The following is a 20,959-nucleotide window of genomic DNA, read 5'->3' on the forward strand; positions in this document are numbered from 1 at the left end:
GTGGGGACGCGGGGACGCAGGGATGCTGGGAGGTGGGGATAAGGGAAGATGAAAATGTAGAGAATTTTTCACAAACACTTTTTGCATCCTCTTTCGTAGAACTGTCAGTGCAGGACACAGGAATCGGCATCCCAGCAGCAGAAATTCCCCAGTTGTTTGAACGCTTTCATCGCATTAAAGGAGCGCAAGGACGAACTTTTGAAGGATCGGGAATTGGTCTTTCACTGGTGCAAGAATTAGTGAAAATGCATGGTGGAACTGTCCAAGTAAGCAGTGTTTTAGGAGTAGGCAGTTGCTTTACTGTATCCATTCCTACAGGCTATGCTCATTTACCTCCAGACAGGATTAGCGCCACTCAAACTTTAACTTCAACTGCCTTGGGCGCAGCACCCTACATAGAAGAAGCCCTGCGTTGGCTACCCGAAGAAGGGGAAAGGGAAAAGGAAAAAGGGGGAAAAGATTTCTCTTTGCTTTCCCCTTTGCCCCTTTCCCTTTCCCCCTCTTCCTCCCGCATTCTCCTCGCGGATGACAATGCTGATATGCGTGATTATGTCAAGCGGTTGTTAAGTCAGCACTATGAAGTGGAAGCAGTGCCCAATGGTTTAGCTGCTTTGAATTCTGTTCGGGAGCGTTTGCCAGATTTGGTACTGACGGATGTCATGATGCCTTTTTTGGATGGCTTTGGATTGTTGCAAGCATTACGCAGCGATCCGCAGACCAAAAAAGTTCCCATCATTCTGTTGTCGGCACGAGCAGGAGAAGAGGCGCGGGTAGAAGGGTTAGAAGCTGGAGCTGATGATTATCTGATTAAACCGTTCTCTGCCCGTGAATTGTTGGCACGGGTAGAAGCAGCCTTAAAAATGGCTCGTTTGAGACAGGAAACGATGCAACGAGAACAAGAGCTGCGGTTTGAAGCGGAGGTGGCAAAGGCACATTTAGAAACGGTGTTAGCTGGTATCCAAGACCAGTTCTTTGTATTGGATCGTCAGTGGCGCTACACCTTTGTCAATAAGCAGGTAGTAGAAGTTGTGGGCTTTTCTGAGGAAGAATTATTGGGTAGAAGCATTTGGGAGGTGTTTCCAGATTTAGGGGGAAGTGAATTTTATACCCAGGTTCATCGGGCGATCGCCGAACAAACTGTGGTTCGTTTTGAATATTTTTATCCTAGATGGAATCGCTGGTTTGAGAATCGCATCTATCCTTTTAATGAAGGTGTATCAATTTTTGTCACAGATGTCAATGATGTCTATGAAGAGCTACGCCTACGCAAACAAGCCCAAGAAGCACTTCGTGAAAGTGAGGAACGCTTTCGGCTGATGGCAGATTCAACACCAACATTAATTTGGATGTCTGGTACTGATAAATTATGTAATTATTTTAATAAGACTTGGTTGGACTTTACTGGGCGAACCATAGAGCAAGAGATGGGCAATGGTTGGACTCAAGGATTGCATCCAGAGGATTTGCAATATTGCTTAGATACTTATAGAAATGCCTTTGACAGCCGTCAAGGGTTTCGTATGGAATATCGGCTCAGACGCTTTGATGGACAATACCGCTGGATTTTTGATGTCGGCGTACCTAGATTTACTCCCGAAGGAGAATTTTTAGGGTACATCGGTTCCTGTATTGATATTACCGAACGCAAGGCCGTAGAATCAGAACGCGATCGCCTGCTACAACTAGAGCAAGTTGCCAGAACCGAAGCCGAAAGAGCCAACCGCATCAAAGATGAGTTTCTAGCAGTACTTTCTCATGAATTGCGATCGCCCCTGAATCCGATTCTCGGTTGGGCGAATTTGTTAAAAACTCGTGAATTTGATTCAGTAGCACTGAAAAAAGCCATCGCCACCATTGAGCGTAATGCTAAATTACAAGCTCAGCTGATTGAAGATTTGCTCGATGTCTCTCGCATTTTACAAGGCAAACTCAGCCTGAATATGTTTCCCGTCAGCTTAGCGATCGTCATTGATGCGGCATTGGAGACAGTGCGTTTGGCAGCAGAAGCAAAAAATATTCAAATTCATAAAACCCTCGATACTTGTGTAGAGAGAGTTTTGGGCGATTCCAGTCGTTTACAACAAATCATCTGGAATTTGTTATCCAATGCTGTGAAATTTACCCCCGAAGAAGGAAGAATTGACATTCAACTCCAGCAAGTTGACACTCAAGCTCAGATTATTGTCAGCGATACAGGTAAGGGGATCAGCCCCGAATTCCTTCCTCATGTGTTTGAATATTTCCGTCAGGCTGACAGCACGACAACCCGAAAGTTTGGTGGCTTGGGGTTAGGCTTAGCAATTGTTCGTCATTTGGTAGAACTACATGGGGGAACAATTTGGGTAGAAAGTTTAGGAGAAGGCCAAGGAGCCACTTTTACAGTTAGACTACCCTTAATCAAAAAAGATTTAAATCAAAAACAAGATAACGAATTTCTTGATTTTGATGTTCCCCCCGCCACTGAAATCCTGACGGGTATAGAAATTTTAGTCGTGGATGATGATGCAGATACCCGTGAATTCCACACATTTGTGCTAGAACAAGCTGGAGCCAAGGTGACTACTGCGGAATCGGCTTTAGAAGCACTACAAGCCTTGGCAGAGTCAAAGCCAGATATTCTAGTGAGTGATATCGGAATGCCCGAAACAGACGGTCACATGCTGATGCGCCAAGTTAAAGCATTGCAGCTACAGCAAGACAAACAGATTTTGGCCATCGCTTTAACTGCTTATGCAGGAGAAATCAACCAACAACAAGCACTCCAATCAGGATTTCAAAAACATATATCCAAACCCGTGGAACCAGACGAGTTAGTCAAGGCAATTGCTAATTTGATTGGTAGGTAGGATTTTGGGGGTTGACTGTTGACTGAGGAGTTGAGAGTTAGGAGTTGAGAGTTAGGAGTTAGAAGTTATATCATGTCCGCGCGAGGCGTGACTTCTCTCCTTATCTCCCCAGTCCCCCCAATCCCCATCATGCCTTAGCGTACTTATCAATGATATTGGCTAAGTCTGGTATCGCCTCTTCAACATGTTTTTTCGCTGAGCCGCGAAGCTTGTCATAGGTTCCTCGCACTATTTGGCGTTTCACAGTTTTGAGTCTGGCGTCAGTTACACCCAGAAGTGCATCTGCTGTATTTGATGAATTAGCAATCACGTGTCCCACGGGGTCACCTTTTTGAACGCCTTCATTCCAAATGGGATCGAGTGCTGTCAAACACTGGGGTAAAAGTTGTTCAACCGCATAAGGAATGTATCCAGGTTTGATTCCCTTTAAGGCTCCAAAGGCCGCTTTCAAAGCCATACCACTGATACCTGACTTAGAAGCAATCTGTGTTTCGAGCAGGTTGCAGCAGTCTTCTACCACCATAGCTTTTTTGTTTGTGTTCAAAAGTCCGTCGCTAAGTCCCATTTCACTCCTCCTGAGAAATCCAGTACTTAATTTTCATTCAATTAATTTTTTAGCAAGCAGGAAGTTACAGAAAATGGTATCTGAGATGCCATTGTCAGTCCTAAAGATAACCTTGCTGTGCTGTTAAATGGTAGTTTTGAATTTAGCTATAACCTAAATTAAGTAAATACATTTAATTTTTTCCATGAATCTAAAAAAATTTATACTAATTAACCAACTTGAAGTCAAACACCATAAAGATGCTTAACCAGCTGTTGAGAATTCTAGCAAGGACTGGTGCGATCGCAAATACTACATCTTTGAAACAATTTTTATAGCTCAATAGCTATTAAGCGATACTTGTGGCAAATACTTTTAAAAAAAATTACTCTCATGGCAAGTTTGTACCAAGAGCATGTACAATTTCTACTTAAAATTTAAAAAATGCTACACAATGCCTGAGCAAAAAGTTTCACTTTACTCCTGTAATTTCTATTAGGTGTAAGGCTATGATTTCCCAAGATTATGATTCAATTTCCGATGTAAATGAACTGCTAAGAAAAATCAGAATCAAAGAAAGTCAGCTAAAAATCGCACAAGAATCTGATATGGTAAACGTAATTACAGCATTACGGACTCAACTGTTAGAACTACAGCATGAGTTATCAGAGTCACCTGACTCGGAATTGCAAGCATTGATGAGTTTGTTAGATGACTGAACTACCCCACCCTAGCTTGAAAGAAGTTCAGTCACGACCATAGGTGTCAACTTAGGGAACTCTAAAAAATAAATTATTCCGGTTGGGGTCGTTGACTGTTAACTGTTAACGGTCAACAGCGAAACGGGCAGTTAGAAACCGCATCTACACAAACTCTCACCCACTTCCGTGGGTTTCAAAACCTTAATTTTCCATTAGTCCGCGCAGGCCGACTTCGTTTGTGTAGCTACGAATTCCATTCACTAAGGCTTAAGTTGACACCAATGGGTCACGACTCCCGACTTCTATGTGGTAACAACAGCGACCATAGGAGAAACAAGTGGCGTGGAAACCCCAATCCTTACAATCCCAATTCTTCGGGAAAGTTAAGCATAATATTGAGATTTTGGACTGCGGCCCCGGATGCGCCTTTGCCTAAGTTGTCAAGACGAGCAACTAGCAAGGCTTCTTTGGTCGCGTCATTAGCAAAGACAAAAATCTGAACAAAGTTGCTACCGTTCATGGCTTTGGCATCTAGAAAAGTTTCCTCTCTAAGAAGTGTGAGTTCTTTGAATGGAGTAACTTGGACAAATTTTTGACTTTGGTAATACTCAGCGATCGCTTCATAGATTACCTCACCTGATGGCGGATTATCTAAAATCCATAACGGCAAAGGCACTTGTACTAACATTCCCTGCTCAAAATCACCCACTGACGGTACAAACAACGGCGGCGACGCTAAGCCCGAATAGTAATGCATTTCCTTAACGTGCTTATGCCCAAACTGCAAACCGTAGATACCATAGGGATAAAGCGACTCTCCCACGGCTTGTGTTGTGTGGAAAGCATCGTACTTTTGAATCAAATTCTTTCCGCCACCAGAGTAACCAGACACTGCATTCACGGTGATGGGAAAGTCAGCCTTTAAAATTCCTTTAGCAATCAACGGACGGATACAAGCTAAAAATCCCGTGGGGTAACAACCGGGATTACTTACAAACTGGGCGCTGGCGATTTTTTCTCGCTGTCCTGGATTCAGTTCCGGAAAGCCATATACCCAACCCTGTGCTGTACGATAAGCAGTACTGGCATCAAGAATTTTAACACTAGTATTAGTAACTAAACTCACAGCTTCGCGGGCAGCGTCATCAGGTAGGCAGAGAATAACAACATCCACAGCATTAATCAGCTTAGCTCGCTCAGTTGCATCTTTTCGTTTAGATGCCTCAATGCTAACTATCTCGATGTCATCCCGTTGGTTGAGGCGCGAGTAAATTTGTAAGCCTGTGGTTCCTGATTCTCCATCAATGAAAATCTTCGGTTTAGCACTCATGGGATCTTATATATTTACAGGGTATTTGAGGTAAATCAAGTACATCACTACGGGCGCTATTATCCGTACCTCACTCCGAAAGCAATGTACTGTAAGTGGTATTTTAAAACAGTTATGTAATCTCCTTTAATTTTATGGGGAACAACGAACAGTCAACCGTCAACCGTCAACCATCAACATCTACCAATCAAGAGTACGTTTGACTGCCTTTTGCCAGGTAGCAAAGTTCGAGAAATCATTCTTTGGCTGAAATATGCGCTCAATCTGCCGTTGATGCGCCAATGTTTCATATTTATCCCAAAATCCCACGGCTAAACCTGCTGCGAATGCTGCACCTTGAACGGTGGTATCCCGCATTATCGGACGTTCCACTGGGATACCTAAGACATCAGCTTGAAACTGCATCAAAAAATTATTTTCGCAAGCACCACCATCTACGGTTAATCGCTCAACTGGTGTAGTACTAAATTCATTTATCGCCTGCACTACTTCCACAACTTGATAAGCGATGGCCTCTAACACGGCGCGTACTAAATGTTCTGGTTGTACGCTGGCGGTAATGCCGAAAAATGCTCCCCTGGCGCTCATATCCCAGTAGGGTGCCCCCAGTCCACTAAATGCAGGTACAAAATATACGCCGCCATTATCTGTAACTTTATTTGCCATTGCTTCAGTTTCAGCCGCAGTTTTAATTAACTTCAAGCTATCGCGCAACCATTGGATACAAGCACCGCTAGTAAACATACTGCCTTCTAAAGCGTAGCCAACATCTAAAACGCCGTTTGGATTTCTTTGCGTCCATGCCACTGTGGAAATGAGTTTTTCCGGTGACCGCACAATTTTAGAGCCAGTATGAGCTACTAAAAAGCTACCAGTACCGTAAGTACATTTCATCAAACCAGGAGTGTGGCATCCATGACCAAACAAAGCAGCTTGCTGATCTCCCAAAATGGCACTAATGGGAATTTCCGCATCAAATAAAGTAGCATCAGTCACTCCAAATACCCCTAGACTAGGCTGAATCTGGGGCAAAATTTGAAGCGGAATCTGGAATAATTTGAGGAGAATTTCATCCCATTCGCAGGTTTTGAGATTCATTAACATTGTGCGGCTGGCGTTGCTGTGGTCGGTGGCGTGGACTTTGCCACCTGTGAGTTTCCATAGCACCCAAGTATCAATCGTGCCTGCAAGGACATTGTTTACATCGATATCTGTAAACTTGTCTAATAGCCATCTAAGCTTAGTAGCAGAAAAGTAGGCGTCGATAATCAATCCGGTGCGATCGTAAATTTCCGGCGCATAGCCTTCGTTTTGTAATTTTTGACACAATGGAGCAGTACGTCGGTCTTGCCAAACGATCGCTCTATGGAGTGGCTTTCCTGTGGTTTTATCCCAAATTAAACAGGTTTCACGTTGCACAGTCAACCCCATTGCGGCGATGGCCGATGGGATAATTTTGGCATTGGCGATGGCCGTTTCCATCACCCAGCAAGTATCCTGCCAGATTTCTTCAGGGTCATGTTCTAGCCATCCTGGCTGTGGATAATACTGAGTCAATTCTTTATATGCCTGTCCGACAATTTTACCTTCTGCGTTAAACACAAAAGCGCGGTTGCCGGTAGTACCCAAGTCTAGTGCCAAGATGTGGCCAGATGATGGAGTTGTGCTGCCAACTGTGTCCATAGCCGAATAATGCGATGGTGATTTCAATATCCGTCAAATCACATATAGTTACTAAAAACATAATCAAATGTTTCTAGCTTGGTAAGGCGTAAGCCTTACTGGGCTAACTACAAGCCTCTCTATTGAGTTTCTATCGAAGATAGAGTCCCCAACTACCTTTCTTAATATATTTAGCGAACCATTTAAATCTGCTGAGTAGATTTTTCCTGACTTAGACCTTTTATCAACTTGCTTAAATACCAATTGAGCAACTTTACTCGGTAAAGCTTTATAATCATCACTATTTTTTAGAGAGTGATAAATTTTATTCAACGTTGGTATTGGCTGATTTTTGAAAAAGGCTTGGCGACACAAATAAACGGCACAGTTGAATAAATTTTTTGATAAAAAAGACATTTTATCAATTTCTCTAAACCACTTGTTATTCTGTTTGATTATATGTCGCTCAACTAATCGCATTCTGACTCCAGGCATTTAACAATACACTCGGTTTTTCTCTTCCTTCTTCTTAGACCATAGATTCTTGCACAGAAGCTAGTTATTATTGAAATCAAATCTTGCATGATATCTTCAGTTTCTTCTTCGGCAAGATTTACTACCTCAATATCTTTCCCTTGTTTATTTAGAAGAACTTTTAAATAATTAAAACCCACTCTAGTTAATCTATCTTTATGCTCAACAACAATGATTCTATAATCATCTTCATTTAACAATGCAACTAGTTTTTTTCGGTTATCATTAACTCCGCTTCCTACCTCTTTAACTATTTTTTTTATCTGATATCCTTTAGCTTCGCAGTAGCGTACAAGTCTTTCGGCTTGACTATCTAAGTTGCTTTTATTTTCAGCACTAGATACTCTTGTATAAATAACAACGCCTTCAAATGTTTTTTGTACATCCACAATCACTGTACCTGTAGGAAGTTGGGTGGCTTTCAGTTCACCACGTTTCCACATCCTCCACGCAGTCTGATAGCTGATTCCTTTTGACTTGGCATAGTCAGATAGTTTCATTCGTAAACTATACCACGAATGATTATATCTGAATATATCTGACTATATTTTATTATTTAAATTTAATACATTATTTTGTGCCAACCTGACCAAGGAACTCAATCTAGTAGTCTGGCAAGTAAACTTGGTGGGGAAAGGGGAAAGGTTTTAAATTTCTTACCCTTTAACGCTTCCCCCGGCCTCCAACTAACATTTTTGGGTTGCCAGACCACTAGCTACACAGACACCAAAGTTGTCTTCGCCACTTTAATAAAAATTCAAAGTAGAAAATATGGAAACATAAATCCACCAATTGTATTAATACTAAGACTTATGCAAAAACTCTCTTAAACTCTTATTTCTTTGTGTACTTCTCTGACGAGACGCTTGGCGAATGCGCCCTTTGCGGTTTGTTTTTCGTTATTTTGCGTAAGTCCTGATTACCATAACTTTTTTTGAGGTTTAGCCAATATGAAATTACAAAAATACAACAAATTTGCAACTTTACTCAGCGTTGGATGGATGTTATCTAATTTTGCTGCGGCTTATGCTGCTGATAACTTCCAACTAGCAGATACTTGGAGCCAGAATATTACAAATCCCAATGTTCTTAATCTTGCATCCAATTCCATACCCCAACCAAAACTAGTTTTTATTGGAACAGAACCATATACAGTTTCAGGCAAAAATTTTCAAAGATATAAATTATCAGTAGCAAATTGGAATGCATTTCCTGACAACTTATTTACAAAAGCTCCTAATTTACCTCCTTGTGGAGAAAATAATAATTCTTCTCGGACTTGGGTAAATATTTATAATGGTCAAACAAACCAACGAATTTATGGCTTTTGTGCATTTTCCTCTGTTGAGAGTTTAAACTCTCTTTGGTTTGCCGTTGAACAAGGTCAAACACCACCCCAATCGGTATATATCATTTTAAAAGATAGAAGAGCGAACAAAGAATATCGTTCTAATTTAGTGTCATTAACACAAGAAACACAGGCAGTTAAAGAAGACTGTATTGCTTTTAATCCTAATAATATTAGTGTCAATCAAGTGAGCGATCGCTGGAAAATAGTTGAGAACGGCAATCACTGGATGTTTGACTTTGCTAATCAAAAAGATGAAGCGGCGCGTGCTTTCAAAGTTATCAATCACTATGGTATAAATAAATCTTGTTTTGTTGGACGACCACAACCATCATTCCAATATTTATTAGTAAATAATAGCGCTCCTTCTGGTTCGCTACAAGGCGAAGACTGCGTATCTTTTAATCCTGCTACTACAACCGTCAATCAAATTAACAATCGCTGGAAAATTGTAGATGGCAATCATTGGATGTTTGATTTTGGCAATAATAAATCTGAAGCTACAACATCATTAGCCATTATCAAAAAATATAAATTTACCCATTCTTGCTTTGTTGGCAGACCCGATCCCAATTTTAGTTACCTACGCCGATAAAAGTTGTTGACTGTTGATAGTTGATTGTTGACTGTAAACGGTTAACAGTCTTTGATGAAATATTTTTTACTTTGAAGTTACGTAACATCCTACCAATAGTTTTATAGGTTTACCCACACAATTGTTGTAAAGACGTTGCATTGCAACGTCTCTACATGTGTTGGATAACGAAAAATTTTAGGGTTTTATAGTGGGTTTTAACTACTTGGTAAACCACCAGCTTGAAAAATCTGTTCGGCGGTTAAATTCAATTCTGGGAAAGTAGGCGAGACGATGGAATCATTACCTCTAAATTGAGTAACTTGGTATTCACCATCGATTAATTGATAAATAGATATGGTGGGTAATTTAGGATTGCCAATAAACTTTCTAGCACCGATAGCAGCGTAATCTATAATCCAATATTCAGGAATACCTATAGCTTCATAATCAGCTAATTTTTTGTAGTAATCATCCCGCCAGTTAGTACTAACAACCTCAATCACTAATGGAATTGATGTAGCTTGACTTACAGTCGATTCTTTTTTCCACAAAGGTTCATTCACTAAATTTGGTCGATTTATTATTAATATGTCTGGTGAATAAGCTGACTCACCTTCAAGTGCTTTGATTAATACAGTTTTTGGAATGTAATAAGGTAAATTTAGACGTTTGATATCAGCGGATATTTCTAGTGCTAAAAAACCAACAACATCTTCATGGTCTCCAACTGGTTGTGCCATTTCGACAATCACACCATCATGTAATTCATATCTTCCGCCTTCAGGTCGCCACGCTGCAAAATCTTCAAAGGTTACTAGTTTGGGTATGGCTTGACTCATAAATTGTTACCTTAAAACTTGCTTTTAAAACTGACAAGTCACCATCAAAGTAGCTATCAGTATAAAAATTATACTTTTATTGAGAATGAGAAAGGCGATCGCCCTTTGCCAAGAGCCTGCGATCGCCTTTCCTGAAACCCTGATTCTGAGAGATAATTACCATCATGGCACAAGTCTTGTAGGGTGGACATCTTGTCCGCCCTTTGTTGTCAAGCCAACACTTATACCATTTCTTGATGAACTGCTATAAGTCTTACAGAGTGTATGGCTTGCGATTGCGTTCTATCAAACGATCCCATTGCATAGTTAAGGTGCTTCCCATTTTTTCTTGTTGCTTTGCCCACATTGATAGCAAATCTAAGCAAGAGTGATCTATGTAAGCCAAGTCTTGTAAATAAACATGCAATTCCTTTTCTGGAGGCACAAGTTCTAAAATGTTTGCTAATTTTGGTAGCCTGATAAATGTTGCTGCGCCTTGTAAATGAATGTCTATTCGGCGATTGTTTTCGTGCTTAATAATTTCGATATTCAGCACGGACATTTTGTGAATTAGTAAAATTCCTGTCAACAAAATACCGATGAAAACACCAGTGATTAAGTCAGTAACCACTATCGTGATTAAAGTGGCAAAAAAGATACCCAAAGGAAAGCGTCCATAGTTTCTTAACTGGCGAATATGTTCTACTTCGATGAGTTTGTATCCAGTAAAAACTAGAATTGCTGCCAAACTAGAAATGGGAATTATTTTTAGCAAGCTTGGGGCTGCAATTACTAAAATTAACAGCCATAAACCGTGAAGCATGGTGGATAATCTTGTTTTAGCACCGGCTTCTACGTTTACAGAACTGCGGGCTATAACTCCTGTCATGGGTAAAGCACCCAAAAACCCACAGATAATATTACCAATTCCTTGGGCTGTTAATTCGCGATCGAAGTTGGTTCTGGGGCCGGTATGCAGTCTATCCACTGCTACGGCTGAAAGCAAACTTTCCGTACTCGCAATGAAGGCAATGACCATCGCATCTATCAAAACTGATGCCTGAATCAAGCGTGGGAAGCTAGCCGGTGTTGGTAATTGAATTGCTTCTAGGAGACTTCCAGGTACATCAACATACTGAATCGGTAATCTATACACAGTAGCAATGGTAGTAGCAATGACAACCCCCACCAGGGCACCAGGTATCAATTTCAAACTCCTGGGTTTAAATTTTTCCCACAGCAGAAGAATGATAATAGTTGTTATACCTATGAGTGCTGCAAGATGATGAGTACTACCATCAATAGGAAAAATGGCTTTGTAAATAGTGTTAGGAATAGAAATTAAATTATCAATGCCGTGTATACGCGGTTTATCGTCTAGCATCACATGAAATTGGGAAGTAAAGATTAATATCCCAATACCTGCAAGCATTCCATAGATGACAGCCGGCGACATAGCCCGAAACAACTGCCCAAGTTTAAATATACCTGCGAGGAATTGAATTAAACCTGCCAACAACAAAATTGGCCCAACCATTTCAATACCATACTGTTGGACTGTTTCTGCCACAATCACCGCCAACCCAGCAGCCGGGCCGCTAACTAGCAAAGGAGAACCAGAAACAGCACCAACAACAATTCCGCCTATGATTCCTGTAACTAAACCGCGAGATGGCGGAAGTCCGGAAGCGATGGCAATACCCATGCAAAGAGGGAGGGCCACCAGAAATACCACAAACGATGCTGGTACTTCACTAGTAAATGAGGATTTGTTTATGATTTTTTTCAAATTTATCATTCGCTTATCCTCCAATGAAAAGCTTTTAATTTTTACTTGACAAGCTGAACCGTTACAATGCAGCCGCAACTATGCTTGCATTGAATAATTCAAAGATATTTATTGTGTTTTAATTACGGCATCGTTTTACTGGTATATTTAATCCTCAGATGGCAAACACAAAATCATTAAGTTAAATCAACTTCTATCTATAGTTACTCTTCACATTTCTTAATGATTACAAACCCATGATAACAATAGGGCTATCTGATGGATGATAGATAACTTTTTCTGTTGGATTTGCAGCAAAACGTAAAGTAAATCTAGACAATAACTTAGATTCGCGAGAAAAAAGGTATAATAAATCAGCCTCTAGTTTGATTTTTATTTCTCAAATCTCCTCTGAAAGCGTTACCCTTAACTGCTGACTGTGAACCCTCAATGTACGTTAGCGCTTCACAGGATTCATCCAAATTTCTAATCGGCTAAATGCTTGGGAAGAAAGTAGCGTCAAACACAAATAAATCAGCGCTACACCCGCGTAAATTTCAAAAGCGCGATAATTATCAGCAACAATTAGCTGTCCTTTACGGAATAATTCTTCAAAACCAATTACAGCCACTAAACTTGTATCTTTTAATAAACTGATAAACTCATTACCCAATGGTGGAATCATCCGGCGGAAAGCTTGGGGAAAAATCACATACCTCATGGTTTGCACAGGACTCAAGCCTAGTGATTGCGCTGCTTCACCTTGTCCTGCTTCAATAGATTGAATCCCAGCACGGACAACTTCTGCAATATAAGCGGCACTATTTAAACTTAAAGCAATTACTCCCGCCACTAAGCGATCGAAAGTAAATGTCGAACCAAGTTCTTGGACAATGGCTGGTAACCCAAAATAAATCATAAAAATTTGCACCAACAAAGGCGTTCCTCGGAAAAAATCTACATAAGCCCTGGCTAGCCAACGTAAAGGTGCAATATGAGAAAGGCGGATAATTCCAATTAAAGAACCGCCGATTAAACCAAACACCACAGAAAGTATCGTCAATTGTAAAGTTACCAAAGCTCCCTGCAATAAGGTGGGGACAGCTTGTAAAATTACACTAATTGACGTAGATCTTCCCGAAACACCTACATTACTTTGATTTTCAAAGGGTGATGTTGTTGGTAATGATGGCGGTTCGGCTTTAAACCATTTTTGGTAAATTTGAGAATAAGTGCCATTTTTTAAAATCTTATCCAAACCATCGTTGATTAATGCCAAATCAGGGGAATTTTTCGCTGTAGCAATTCCATAAAACTCTTCTGTGAGTAATTGCTGTACAACTTTAATTTCCTTGAGATTGCCAGTATTGATAGCATATAAAGTTACAGGTGCGTCATTAATTACCGCATCCACATTACCATTGACTAATTCTTGTAAAGCTAAAGGTGCCGAATCAAAACTGCGAATTTGCACCCCAGGAATACTTTTAGCTTTAGTTGCACCAGTTGTGCCAATTTGTACAGCAATTTTTTTATTCTTGAGACTATCAAAGTTAGTAATATTTTGATTATCGGTGCGAATGGCGATCGCCAACCCCGCCTTAAAATAAGGACGAGAAAAAGCAATCGTCTTCGCCCTCTCCTCTGTAATCGTAATGGAACTAATGGCTGCATCCACCGTTTTGCTTTGGAGTGCTGGGATAATGCCATCAAAAGGCAGACTTTGAAAATTTACTTTCAAGTTAGCAGCAGTACCAACAGCATTCATTAAATCAATGGAAAAACCTTGCAATTCACCACCTTGTCCTTGAAACTCAAAAGGTGGAAACGCAGGTTCAGTTGCAACCCGCAGAGTTTTTCCCCCGCTAGGGTTCACAGCACACCCAGCCAGTAACAAACAACTAATACCAACAACCACACACCAACGCAGCCAACGCCCAAAACTAAATCCAGTCATACTCTTTCATTTCTTCCTTCGCGCTCTTCGCGTTCTTTGCGGTTCGTTCCAAATATTACAATCAACTTTAGAGCAGGACTGATGCAAAATCATAAAAAAACATCCCATCCTATACCCCACCCCGAAATTCAAAGAGGGATAAAACGTGTGTGTGATAAGCATTTAAGCTTAACTTGAACCAATGCACAGCTGTGCGCCCCTACAAACGTACAAATAATTTGGGATAATTTATTTTTTGGAAGTCCCTAACAGAGGAACTGACACCACCAATGAACAATCCTATACCCGCAATTATTTTTGAGAATATTGAAAAAAGCTTTGGTTCTCTCAAAGTTCTTAAAGGAATTACAGGGGAAATCAAGCGGGGAGAGGTGGTTGCAGTTATTGGTTCCTCTGGTTGTGGTAAAAGTACTCTACTGCGTTGCTTTAACCGTTTGGAAACCATCAACAGCGGACGTTTGATAGTTAACGGTATAAACTTATCCCAACCCACTGTTAACTATAACCAACTGCGGCAACTGCGGATGCAGGTAGGCATGGTTTTCCAGCAATTCAATTTGTTCCCCCATCTCACCGTCTTGGAAAATATGACACTTGCGCCGCGTAAAGTCTTAGGGAAAACACCGAAAGAAAGCGCCCAATTAGCGGGGTTATATCTGGAAAAAGTCGGTTTATTTGACAAAGCCTCTGCTTATCCCGAACAACTATCTGGCGGACAAAAACAACGAGTAGCGATCGCCCGTAGTTTATGTATGAATCCCCAGATTATGCTATTCGACGAACCCACCAGCGCTTTAGATCCGGAACTCGTGGGCGAAGTTCTCCAAGTAATGCAACAATTAGCCTCCGAAGGTATGACAATGGCCATCGTCACCCATGAAATGCAGTTCGCCAAAGAAGTAGCCCATCAGGTGATTTTTTTAGATCGAGGTATTGTTGCAGAACAAGGTTCAGCCTACGAAGTTCTGACTAATCCGCAAAGCGATCGCCTGCGTACTTTCCTCAGTCGCCTCAAAGGAAAATAGTGAGGAGTTAGGATAACTCCTAACTCTCCACTCCTCAGAGTTTATAAATATTCACGTAAGAAATCAAAGGGGTCATCTTCCCAACAAGGTTCAGGTATTAGCCAAAACAAATTAGTGTGGATGTCGTCTTCAATTTCATCACCGTCATCTCTATCAAATAGTTCTATTAAAGCTGTCCAGTCACGCTCTCTAAGTGATGTTAACGATGGGGTATATACTTGGAGATTAGTTGGGTAATTCACGCGCGAATTGGTAGTTTAGTGCTGCAAAATGTTAGTTTAATGGGAATAATTCACAATCCAGAATCCAGAAGTCACAATCAATAAGGCTTTGATACTCAAGCTGAATAATCTCAAAACACCAAGCTTTTTACAGACTATTGATTTTTTAATTATTCTCAATTATGACCCCTAACTCCTGAATTCTTATGTTTAATGCTTTGTAAATAATTAGATTCTAAACGTGATATCCCTAGTTCAATAGATATTTGATACTAGGAACAATAGATAACCATTATGAGTGTGTCATAATTTCAATGAGACTGGTATAGTATTTATTACATAATTTACAGCAAAATTGATTCATACTGAAAAAGTAAGAATTCAGCACCCAGAACTCAGAAGTCAGAATGGCTCAGAAATTTAATATGATTGAGAATTGATATAAGCTGTTCAGCATTTAAGTTGCATATTAACTCGATAAGATTGTTGACTATTGACCGTTGACCGTTGAGAGTTAACACTCAACAATCACGCTAATGTAGTTATGCTTTTTTTAGCGCGCATTAGCTTATTCTGGTAATTCTTTAACTATTCTGACTCCTGAGTTCTTATCTGAAAAATTTTTTCTGGCTGTGATTCTACTACTTCCACTCCAAATACTTCTGCAAAGGACTGTGCTAGATAAAAACGCACTTCTTCGCAGGTAACATTTGTAATCCACTCGGCTAAACTGCCTACAGGTTTATCAGAAATACCACAGGGTACAATGCGTTCAAAGCCCGTCATGTCTGGACAAACATTTAATGCAAAGCCGTGCATGGTAATCCAACGACTGACTTTAATGCCTATAGCCGCAACTTTTCGCCCTTGTAACCAAACGCCTGTAAAACCCGGAATTCTTTCTCCCTGCAATTTATAAACTGCTAGTAGGCGAATTAACACTTCTTCAAGTTGCCGTAAGTACCAGTGCAAATCTTTTTGATAACGTTGCAGATTCAAAATCGGATACCCCACCAGTTGACCGGGACAATGGTAAGTAACTTCGCCGCCGCGTTCAACTCTATGCACATCATACCCACTGTTTACCCTGAGCGCAGCCGAAGGGTCAATATCAAACTTGAGAAAATCTGAATTGGCTCCTTGTCCCAAAGTGTACACGGGTGGATGTTCGAGGAGAATTAACACATCATCTAGATTGGGGTCATGGATGCGTTGATTGAGGAGCGATCGCTGCCATGCATGAGCGTCTAAGTAAGGCATCAATCCTTGGTTATATAGCAAACAACGGTTTTTGTGTGGTTTATTACTATGAATCATGCCAAAAATCAACTGTAAAAAGAACGAAATATATTTCAACTTAAAGGAATAGAATCAAAAAATGTCAAGCTTTGCAAAGGATTTTAAAGGAAAGTCAAGGGAACATGCATCTTAAAATACAAAGTGCTAGCTTGAATATATAACCTTAATAGGTGTTGGGAGGAATTCTCTACAATCAGCATCACGCCAAGAGAATAGAATGAATACACTGGCTGATGACTCTAATAACATTGTTTGCATTTCAAACAAAATCAACTTCCACAAAACTTGTGTTCTTTATCAACAGCAAGCAAACCTCACCCGAACGCACAAGGAGCAACCATCAACAGTTCTGTCAGCCTTGCTTTAAAGGAGAAACTAGTCACAGCTGCTACTGTTAAGATTTTTCTGGCTCGAAGAGTTCTAAGTCGATATCTAACTTGGATATCAGCGCAGAGATGAGAAGTGAAATCTAATGATATGCTTAGTAAAAACTCAGATGCAACGAGTTTAAAGTAAAGCACAGCAGCAGTAAATGAGAAAAGTTCACAATTTGTTTTAGCGGGAGTGATATATCTTACCGCAACTTCTTTTCATACAAAGCAAATTCACACATCAAAATATTCAGCGGGAGAGTTTACATGAAGCTTGTCATCCACGGCAAAAACATTGAAATTACCGATGCAATTCGTGAGTATGTACATCAAAAAATTGAAAAAGCAGTTAATCACTTTCAGAATATTACAAATGAAGTGGATGTGCATCTTAGCGTAGCGCGGAATCCTCGAATTAATCCTAGACAAGCAGCTGAAGTAACTATTTACGCTAATGGTAGCGTCATCCGTGCGGAGGAAAGCAGCGAGAACTTGTACGCTAGCATTGACTTAGTTGCAGATAAAATTGCCCGTCAATTGCGGAAATACAAAGAACGCCGTCAAGATCAGAAAACTCATGCCCAACCAACAGAAGAAGTTATTGCAGAGTCAGTAGTCACAGATTTAATTGGCGATCGCACTCCCGAACTACCAAACGAAGTCGTCCGCACCAAATATTTTTCTATGCCTCCCATGAACGTTGCAGAAGCTTTGGAACAACTGCAATTAGTAGGACACGACTTTTATATGTTCCGCAATATTGAAACAGGAGAGATAAATGTCATTTACGAACGTAACCACGGCGGTTATGGCGTAATTCAACCCCGCAATGGTAACGGCCATACCAACGGCAAAAATGGCAAAGTAGCCCATACGAATGTTGTCATGGCGGAAAAGTCCCATTCTAGTAAATAGGGCAAATGGGGGACAAGGGAGATACGTAGCACAGGGGCTTCAAGGGCAGAGGAGAATAACCAATGCCCAATGCCCCATGCCCAATGCCCTACTTCACAAGTTGTTGCAACGTTTTTAGCGCTTCTTCAACGTGACCTTTAAAGTTAAACATTGAATCAAATACGTATTGCACAACTCCTTGTTGGTCAATGACGTAGGTAACGCGACCAGGGAACAAGCCAAAGGCGGCTGTTGCACCATATAGTTTTCGTATTTGGTCGTCTTTGTCAGTCAACAAGATAAAAGGTAGATTGTATTTGGTTGCAAATCTTTGGTGAGATTCGGTAGAGTCGCCACTCACACCGATAACTTCAGCACCAGCGCTTTTAAAAACTTCATACTGGTCGCGAAAGGCGCAGGATTCAGCGGTACAACCGGGTGTGTCGTCTTTGGGATAAAAATATAAGACAACAGCTTTTTTGCCGCGAAAATCTTCTAGGCTAACTGTCGAGCCGTTTTGAGCAGGTAGACTGAAATTAGGAGCAGTATCTCCAACTTTGACTGACATAGCAAGTAGTGGTAGTTAGTTAACAAAATTTTACCTTGTATACAAGTCTATAAATTTTCCTTGATTAGGTGCATCAAGCGGGTTAGCTTAAGATACTCATCAAAGACAAAATTCCGCTTATGCGCCTGACTTCACTGGATGTTTTTCGCGGTATCACCATCGCTGGGATGATTTTAGTCAATATGATGGGGGTTGCAGATGATGTCTATCCTCCCTTCGCCCATGCTGATTGGCACGGCTGTACCTTAGCTGACTTGGTATTTCCCTTTTTTCTCTTCATTGTTGGTGTAGCGATGACTTTTTCTCTGTCAAAATACACCGAAGGCAATAAAGCAAACTCAGCTGTTTACTGGCGGATATTACGCCGCGCCGCCATTCTCTTTGTTTTGGGATTACTACTAAATGGCTTTTGGAATCAAGGTGTTTGGACTTTTGATTTGAATAGCATCCGCATCATGGGAGTGTTGCAACGCATCAGCATTACCTATTTGCTGGCTTCTTTAATAGTTCTCAACATCCCACGCAAAGGTCAATGGATACTAGCAGCAGTGCTACTCATAGGCTACTGGCTAACAATGATGTATGTAGCAGTACCCGATTATGGGGCGGGAGTTCTGACGCGGGAAGGTAATTTTGGTGCTTATGTTGACCGCTTAATTATTCCCAAAGCACATTTATATAAAGGTGATGGTTTCAAGTTTCTAGGAGATCCAGAAGGATTGTTTAGTAGTATTCCTGCAATAGTAAGTGTCCTGGCTGGTTACTTCAGTGGCCAATGGATACGCAGCCAGTCCGTACAGTCACGCACAAGTATCGGGCTAGGATTATTTGGAATTGGTTGTTTAATTCTCGGTTGGGCGTGGGGGTTGACGTTCCCCATTAATAAGAAATTGTGGACTAGTTCTTATGTGGTTTTTACAACAGGTTGGGCGTTATTGTTGTTAGCAGCTTGTTATGAACTCATCGAAGTCCGGTTGATACGTCGCTGGGGTAAGCCTTTTGAAATTATGGGTTTAAATGCGATCGCTCTTTTCGTTGCATCTGTTTTATTAATTAAAATCTTAGTCAGAACCACCATCGGTGCAGGAGAAAACGCCCCTACTACCTACAATTGGATTTCCCAGAATTTTTTCGCATCTTGGGCGGGGGCGCTCAATGGTTCCTTGTTTTTTGCCATAGTCACTGTGTTATTGTGGTGGGGTGTTGGTGTTGTGATGTATCGCCAACGCTGGTTTGTGAAAGTGTGATATTCTTGATTCTTGATTGGTAAAAAAATATTCCCCAAGTGATTGTTCAGCTTTGACTGTTGATTATGAGCCGTCAACAGTCAACAACTTGAACGGAATAATTTATTTTTTGAAGTTCCCTAAGTATTGCGATTGCCGAGCGATTAATGTGAAAATCTTGATTTTTTTAACGGAAATTTCTCGTTTTCCATTAATTTTTGATTAAATTAGCTCAAATATATAGAATTTTGACGTATTATTTGCTCGGCCATCACCAATAAAATTACTAAATAATTTAGTGCTGTTTCCATACCTTTGCTGTTCAAAGGTAATGGGGACTATTTTTTGTTGTTCAAATAATAATCAAATTCGGAAACTGCTGTATGGAAACTTTTCTGCCGCGCAGTGATGCCATGTCTTCAGCCAGCTCGCCCAAACTAGATATTAATTGTTCGCCGCACTTTATATCCTGGTTACAAACGCAGTTTATTAGCCTTGCTTTCACTACTTATCAAACTAATCGATTGTTTTTTATCGGTTGCAATGAGCAAGGAAAATTAGCGGCTCACGAGCGATTGTTTGATAAACCGATGGGCTTGTATGCAGCTAACAACAGCATTTACTTCACCACGCGTTATCAAATTTGGCGGTTGGATAATTTAATTCTACCACCAGAAGAAAACTATCAGCAAAGCGATCGCCTTTACATCCCTCGTAAGGCATACATTACTGGCGATTTGAATGCCCACGATGTGGTGCTGGATGATTCAGAAAACATCGTATTTGTCAATACTGATTTTAGTTGCCTCGCCACCATCAGCAACGACTATAGTTTTGTTCCTCTGTGGCAACCGCCGTTTATTTCCAAATTAGCCGCCGAAGACCGTTGTCACCTTAATGGGTTAGGGTTACGGGACGGTAAACCAAGATATGTCACCGCCTGTAGCACTACTGACACCGCCGCAGGTTGGCGTAACCACAGAGTTGCAGGGGGTGTGGCGATTGATATAGAAACCAACGACATCATTGCCACGGGTTTATCCATGCCCCACTCACCACGCTGGTATCAAGGCAAGCTGTGGGTGTTGAATGCGGGAACGGGGGATTTTGGCTACCTGGATGATGGGAAACTAGTCCCCATTGCCTTTTGTCCTGGGTTTGTGCGGGGGCTGGCATTTTGGGAAAACTTCGCTATTGTGGGCTTGTCGAAATTGCGATCGCCGACATTTAGCGGACTACTTCTAGAACAAAGGCTGACTAATGTGGGCAA

General features: G+C 40.9%; 19 protein-coding genes. 8 read left to right on the forward strand and 11 right to left on the reverse strand.

Translation table 11 applies throughout. The features are described 5' to 3' along the window. The coding region (locus tag GNE10_RS15680; protein WP_185565974.1) for an ATP-binding protein at nt 1–2,846 on the forward strand (2,846 nt) is incomplete at its 5' end. 127 nt (nt 2,847–2,973) lie between these two features. Here GNE10_RS15680 and GNE10_RS15685 read toward each other — a convergent pair. Then, the gene (locus tag GNE10_RS15685; protein ID WP_185565975.1) at nt 2,974–3,411 is read right to left on the reverse strand and encodes a DUF6918 family protein; all 438 of its coding nucleotides are present in this window, start codon (nt 3,409–3,411) and stop codon (nt 2,974–2,976) included. Between the two features lie 488 nt (nt 3,412–3,899). Between GNE10_RS15685 and GNE10_RS15690 the strand changes: the two genes are divergently transcribed. Then, nucleotides 3,900–4,109 carry a hypothetical protein gene (locus tag GNE10_RS15690; RefSeq protein WP_099069091.1) on the forward strand — a complete coding sequence of 70 codons (210 nt, stop codon included), beginning with the start codon at nt 3,900–3,902 and terminating at the stop codon, nt 4,107–4,109. 340 nt (nt 4,110–4,449) lie between these two features. Here GNE10_RS15690 and argC read toward each other — a convergent pair whose 3' ends face one another. From argC to GNE10_RS15710, 4 genes are all read right to left on the reverse strand, one after another. Next, a complete protein-coding gene (gene argC, locus GNE10_RS15695; protein WP_185565976.1) occupies nt 4,450–5,421 on the reverse strand; it encodes an N-acetyl-gamma-glutamyl-phosphate reductase in 972 nt (323 codons plus the stop codon). 180 nt (nt 5,422–5,601) lie between these two features. Further along, the gene (gene glpK, locus GNE10_RS15700; protein WP_185565977.1) at nt 5,602–7,104 is read right to left on the reverse strand and encodes a glycerol kinase GlpK; all 1,503 of its coding nucleotides are present in this window, start codon (nt 7,102–7,104) and stop codon (nt 5,602–5,604) included. Between the two features lie 63 nt (nt 7,105–7,167). Then, nucleotides 7,168–7,563, reverse strand: coding sequence for a hypothetical protein (locus tag GNE10_RS15705; protein WP_185565978.1), 396 nt, complete (start codon nt 7,561–7,563; stop codon nt 7,168–7,170). Then, nucleotides 7,554–8,117 (reverse strand): IS607 family transposase, encoded by a 564-nt coding sequence (locus GNE10_RS15710; protein WP_185565979.1) that lies wholly within the window; start codon nt 8,115–8,117, stop codon nt 7,554–7,556. The genes GNE10_RS15705 and GNE10_RS15710 overlap by 10 nt, the downstream gene beginning before the upstream one ends. Before the next feature lie 450 nt (nt 8,118–8,567). Between GNE10_RS15710 and GNE10_RS15715 the strand changes: the two genes are divergently transcribed. Continuing rightward, entirely contained in the window at nt 8,568–9,560 is a 993-nt protein-coding gene (locus GNE10_RS15715; RefSeq protein WP_185565980.1) for a hypothetical protein, read from the forward strand. A gap of 197 nt (nt 9,561–9,757) precedes the next feature. On the opposite strand, the gene GNE10_RS15720 is transcribed toward GNE10_RS15715, so the two are convergent. Further along, the gene (locus GNE10_RS15720) at nt 9,758–10,381 is read right to left on the reverse strand and encodes a Uma2 family endonuclease (protein WP_185565981.1); all 624 of its coding nucleotides are present in this window, start codon (nt 10,379–10,381) and stop codon (nt 9,758–9,760) included. A gap of 79 nt (nt 10,382–10,460) precedes the next feature. Between GNE10_RS15720 and GNE10_RS15725 the strand changes: the two genes are divergently transcribed. Beyond that, nucleotides 10,461–10,631 (forward strand): hypothetical protein, encoded by a 171-nt coding sequence (locus tag GNE10_RS15725; protein ID WP_185565982.1) that lies wholly within the window; start codon nt 10,461–10,463, stop codon nt 10,629–10,631. A gap of 3 nt (nt 10,632–10,634) precedes the next feature. On the opposite strand, the gene GNE10_RS15730 is transcribed toward GNE10_RS15725, so the two are convergent. Both GNE10_RS15730 and GNE10_RS15735 read right to left on the reverse strand, forming a co-directional pair. Then, nucleotides 10,635–12,158: a SulP family inorganic anion transporter gene (locus GNE10_RS15730; RefSeq protein ID WP_185565983.1), complete on the reverse strand. Its 1,524-nt coding sequence runs from the start codon at nt 12,156–12,158 to the stop codon at nt 10,635–10,637. A 427-nt stretch (nt 12,159–12,585) separates the two neighbouring features. Beyond that, nucleotides 12,586–14,085 carry an ABC transporter permease subunit gene (locus tag GNE10_RS15735; protein WP_185565984.1) on the reverse strand — a complete coding sequence of 500 codons (1,500 nt, stop codon included), beginning with the start codon at nt 14,083–14,085 and terminating at the stop codon, nt 12,586–12,588. A 269-nt stretch (nt 14,086–14,354) separates the two neighbouring features. On the opposite strand from GNE10_RS15735, the gene GNE10_RS15740 reads away from it, so the two are divergent. After that, nucleotides 14,355–15,110, forward strand: coding sequence for an amino acid ABC transporter ATP-binding protein (locus GNE10_RS15740; RefSeq protein WP_185565985.1), 756 nt, complete (start codon nt 14,355–14,357; stop codon nt 15,108–15,110). Nucleotides 15,111–15,151: 41 nt separating this feature from the next. On the opposite strand, the gene GNE10_RS15745 is transcribed toward GNE10_RS15740, so the two are convergent. Together GNE10_RS15745 and lipB are read right to left on the reverse strand one after the other, a co-directional pair. After that, entirely contained in the window at nt 15,152–15,352 is a 201-nt protein-coding gene (locus GNE10_RS15745; protein WP_099069081.1) for a hypothetical protein, read from the reverse strand. Nucleotides 15,353–15,919: 567 nt separating this feature from the next. Beyond that, nucleotides 15,920–16,648: a lipoyl(octanoyl) transferase LipB gene (gene lipB / locus GNE10_RS15750; RefSeq protein ID WP_185565986.1), complete on the reverse strand. Its 729-nt coding sequence runs from the start codon at nt 16,646–16,648 to the stop codon at nt 15,920–15,922. A gap of 620 nt (nt 16,649–17,268) precedes the next feature. Between lipB and hpf the strand changes: the two genes are divergently transcribed. After that, nucleotides 17,269–17,916, forward strand: coding sequence for a ribosome hibernation-promoting factor, HPF/YfiA family (gene hpf, locus GNE10_RS15755; RefSeq protein ID WP_185565987.1), 648 nt, complete (start codon nt 17,269–17,271; stop codon nt 17,914–17,916). 88 nt (nt 17,917–18,004) lie between these two features. On the opposite strand, the gene GNE10_RS15760 is transcribed toward hpf, so the two are convergent. Further along, nucleotides 18,005–18,463: a peroxiredoxin gene (locus GNE10_RS15760; protein ID WP_185565988.1), complete on the reverse strand. Its 459-nt coding sequence runs from the start codon at nt 18,461–18,463 to the stop codon at nt 18,005–18,007. A gap of 119 nt (nt 18,464–18,582) precedes the next feature. Here GNE10_RS15760 and GNE10_RS15765 point away from each other — a divergent pair, with 119 nt between their 5' ends. Both GNE10_RS15765 and GNE10_RS15770 read left to right on the forward strand, forming a co-directional pair. Next, entirely contained in the window at nt 18,583–19,710 is a 1,128-nt protein-coding gene (locus tag GNE10_RS15765) for an acyltransferase family protein (protein ID WP_185565989.1), read from the forward strand. A 362-nt stretch (nt 19,711–20,072) separates the two neighbouring features. Then, nucleotides 20,073–20,959: TIGR03032 family protein (locus tag GNE10_RS15770; protein WP_260446898.1), on the forward strand; the 887-nt coding region annotated here is incomplete at its 3' end.

Source organism: Nostoc sp. 2RC, assembly GCF_014222165.1.
Taxonomy (GTDB): Bacteria; Cyanobacteriota; Cyanobacteriia; order Cyanobacteriales; family Nostocaceae; genus Nostoc; species Nostoc linckia.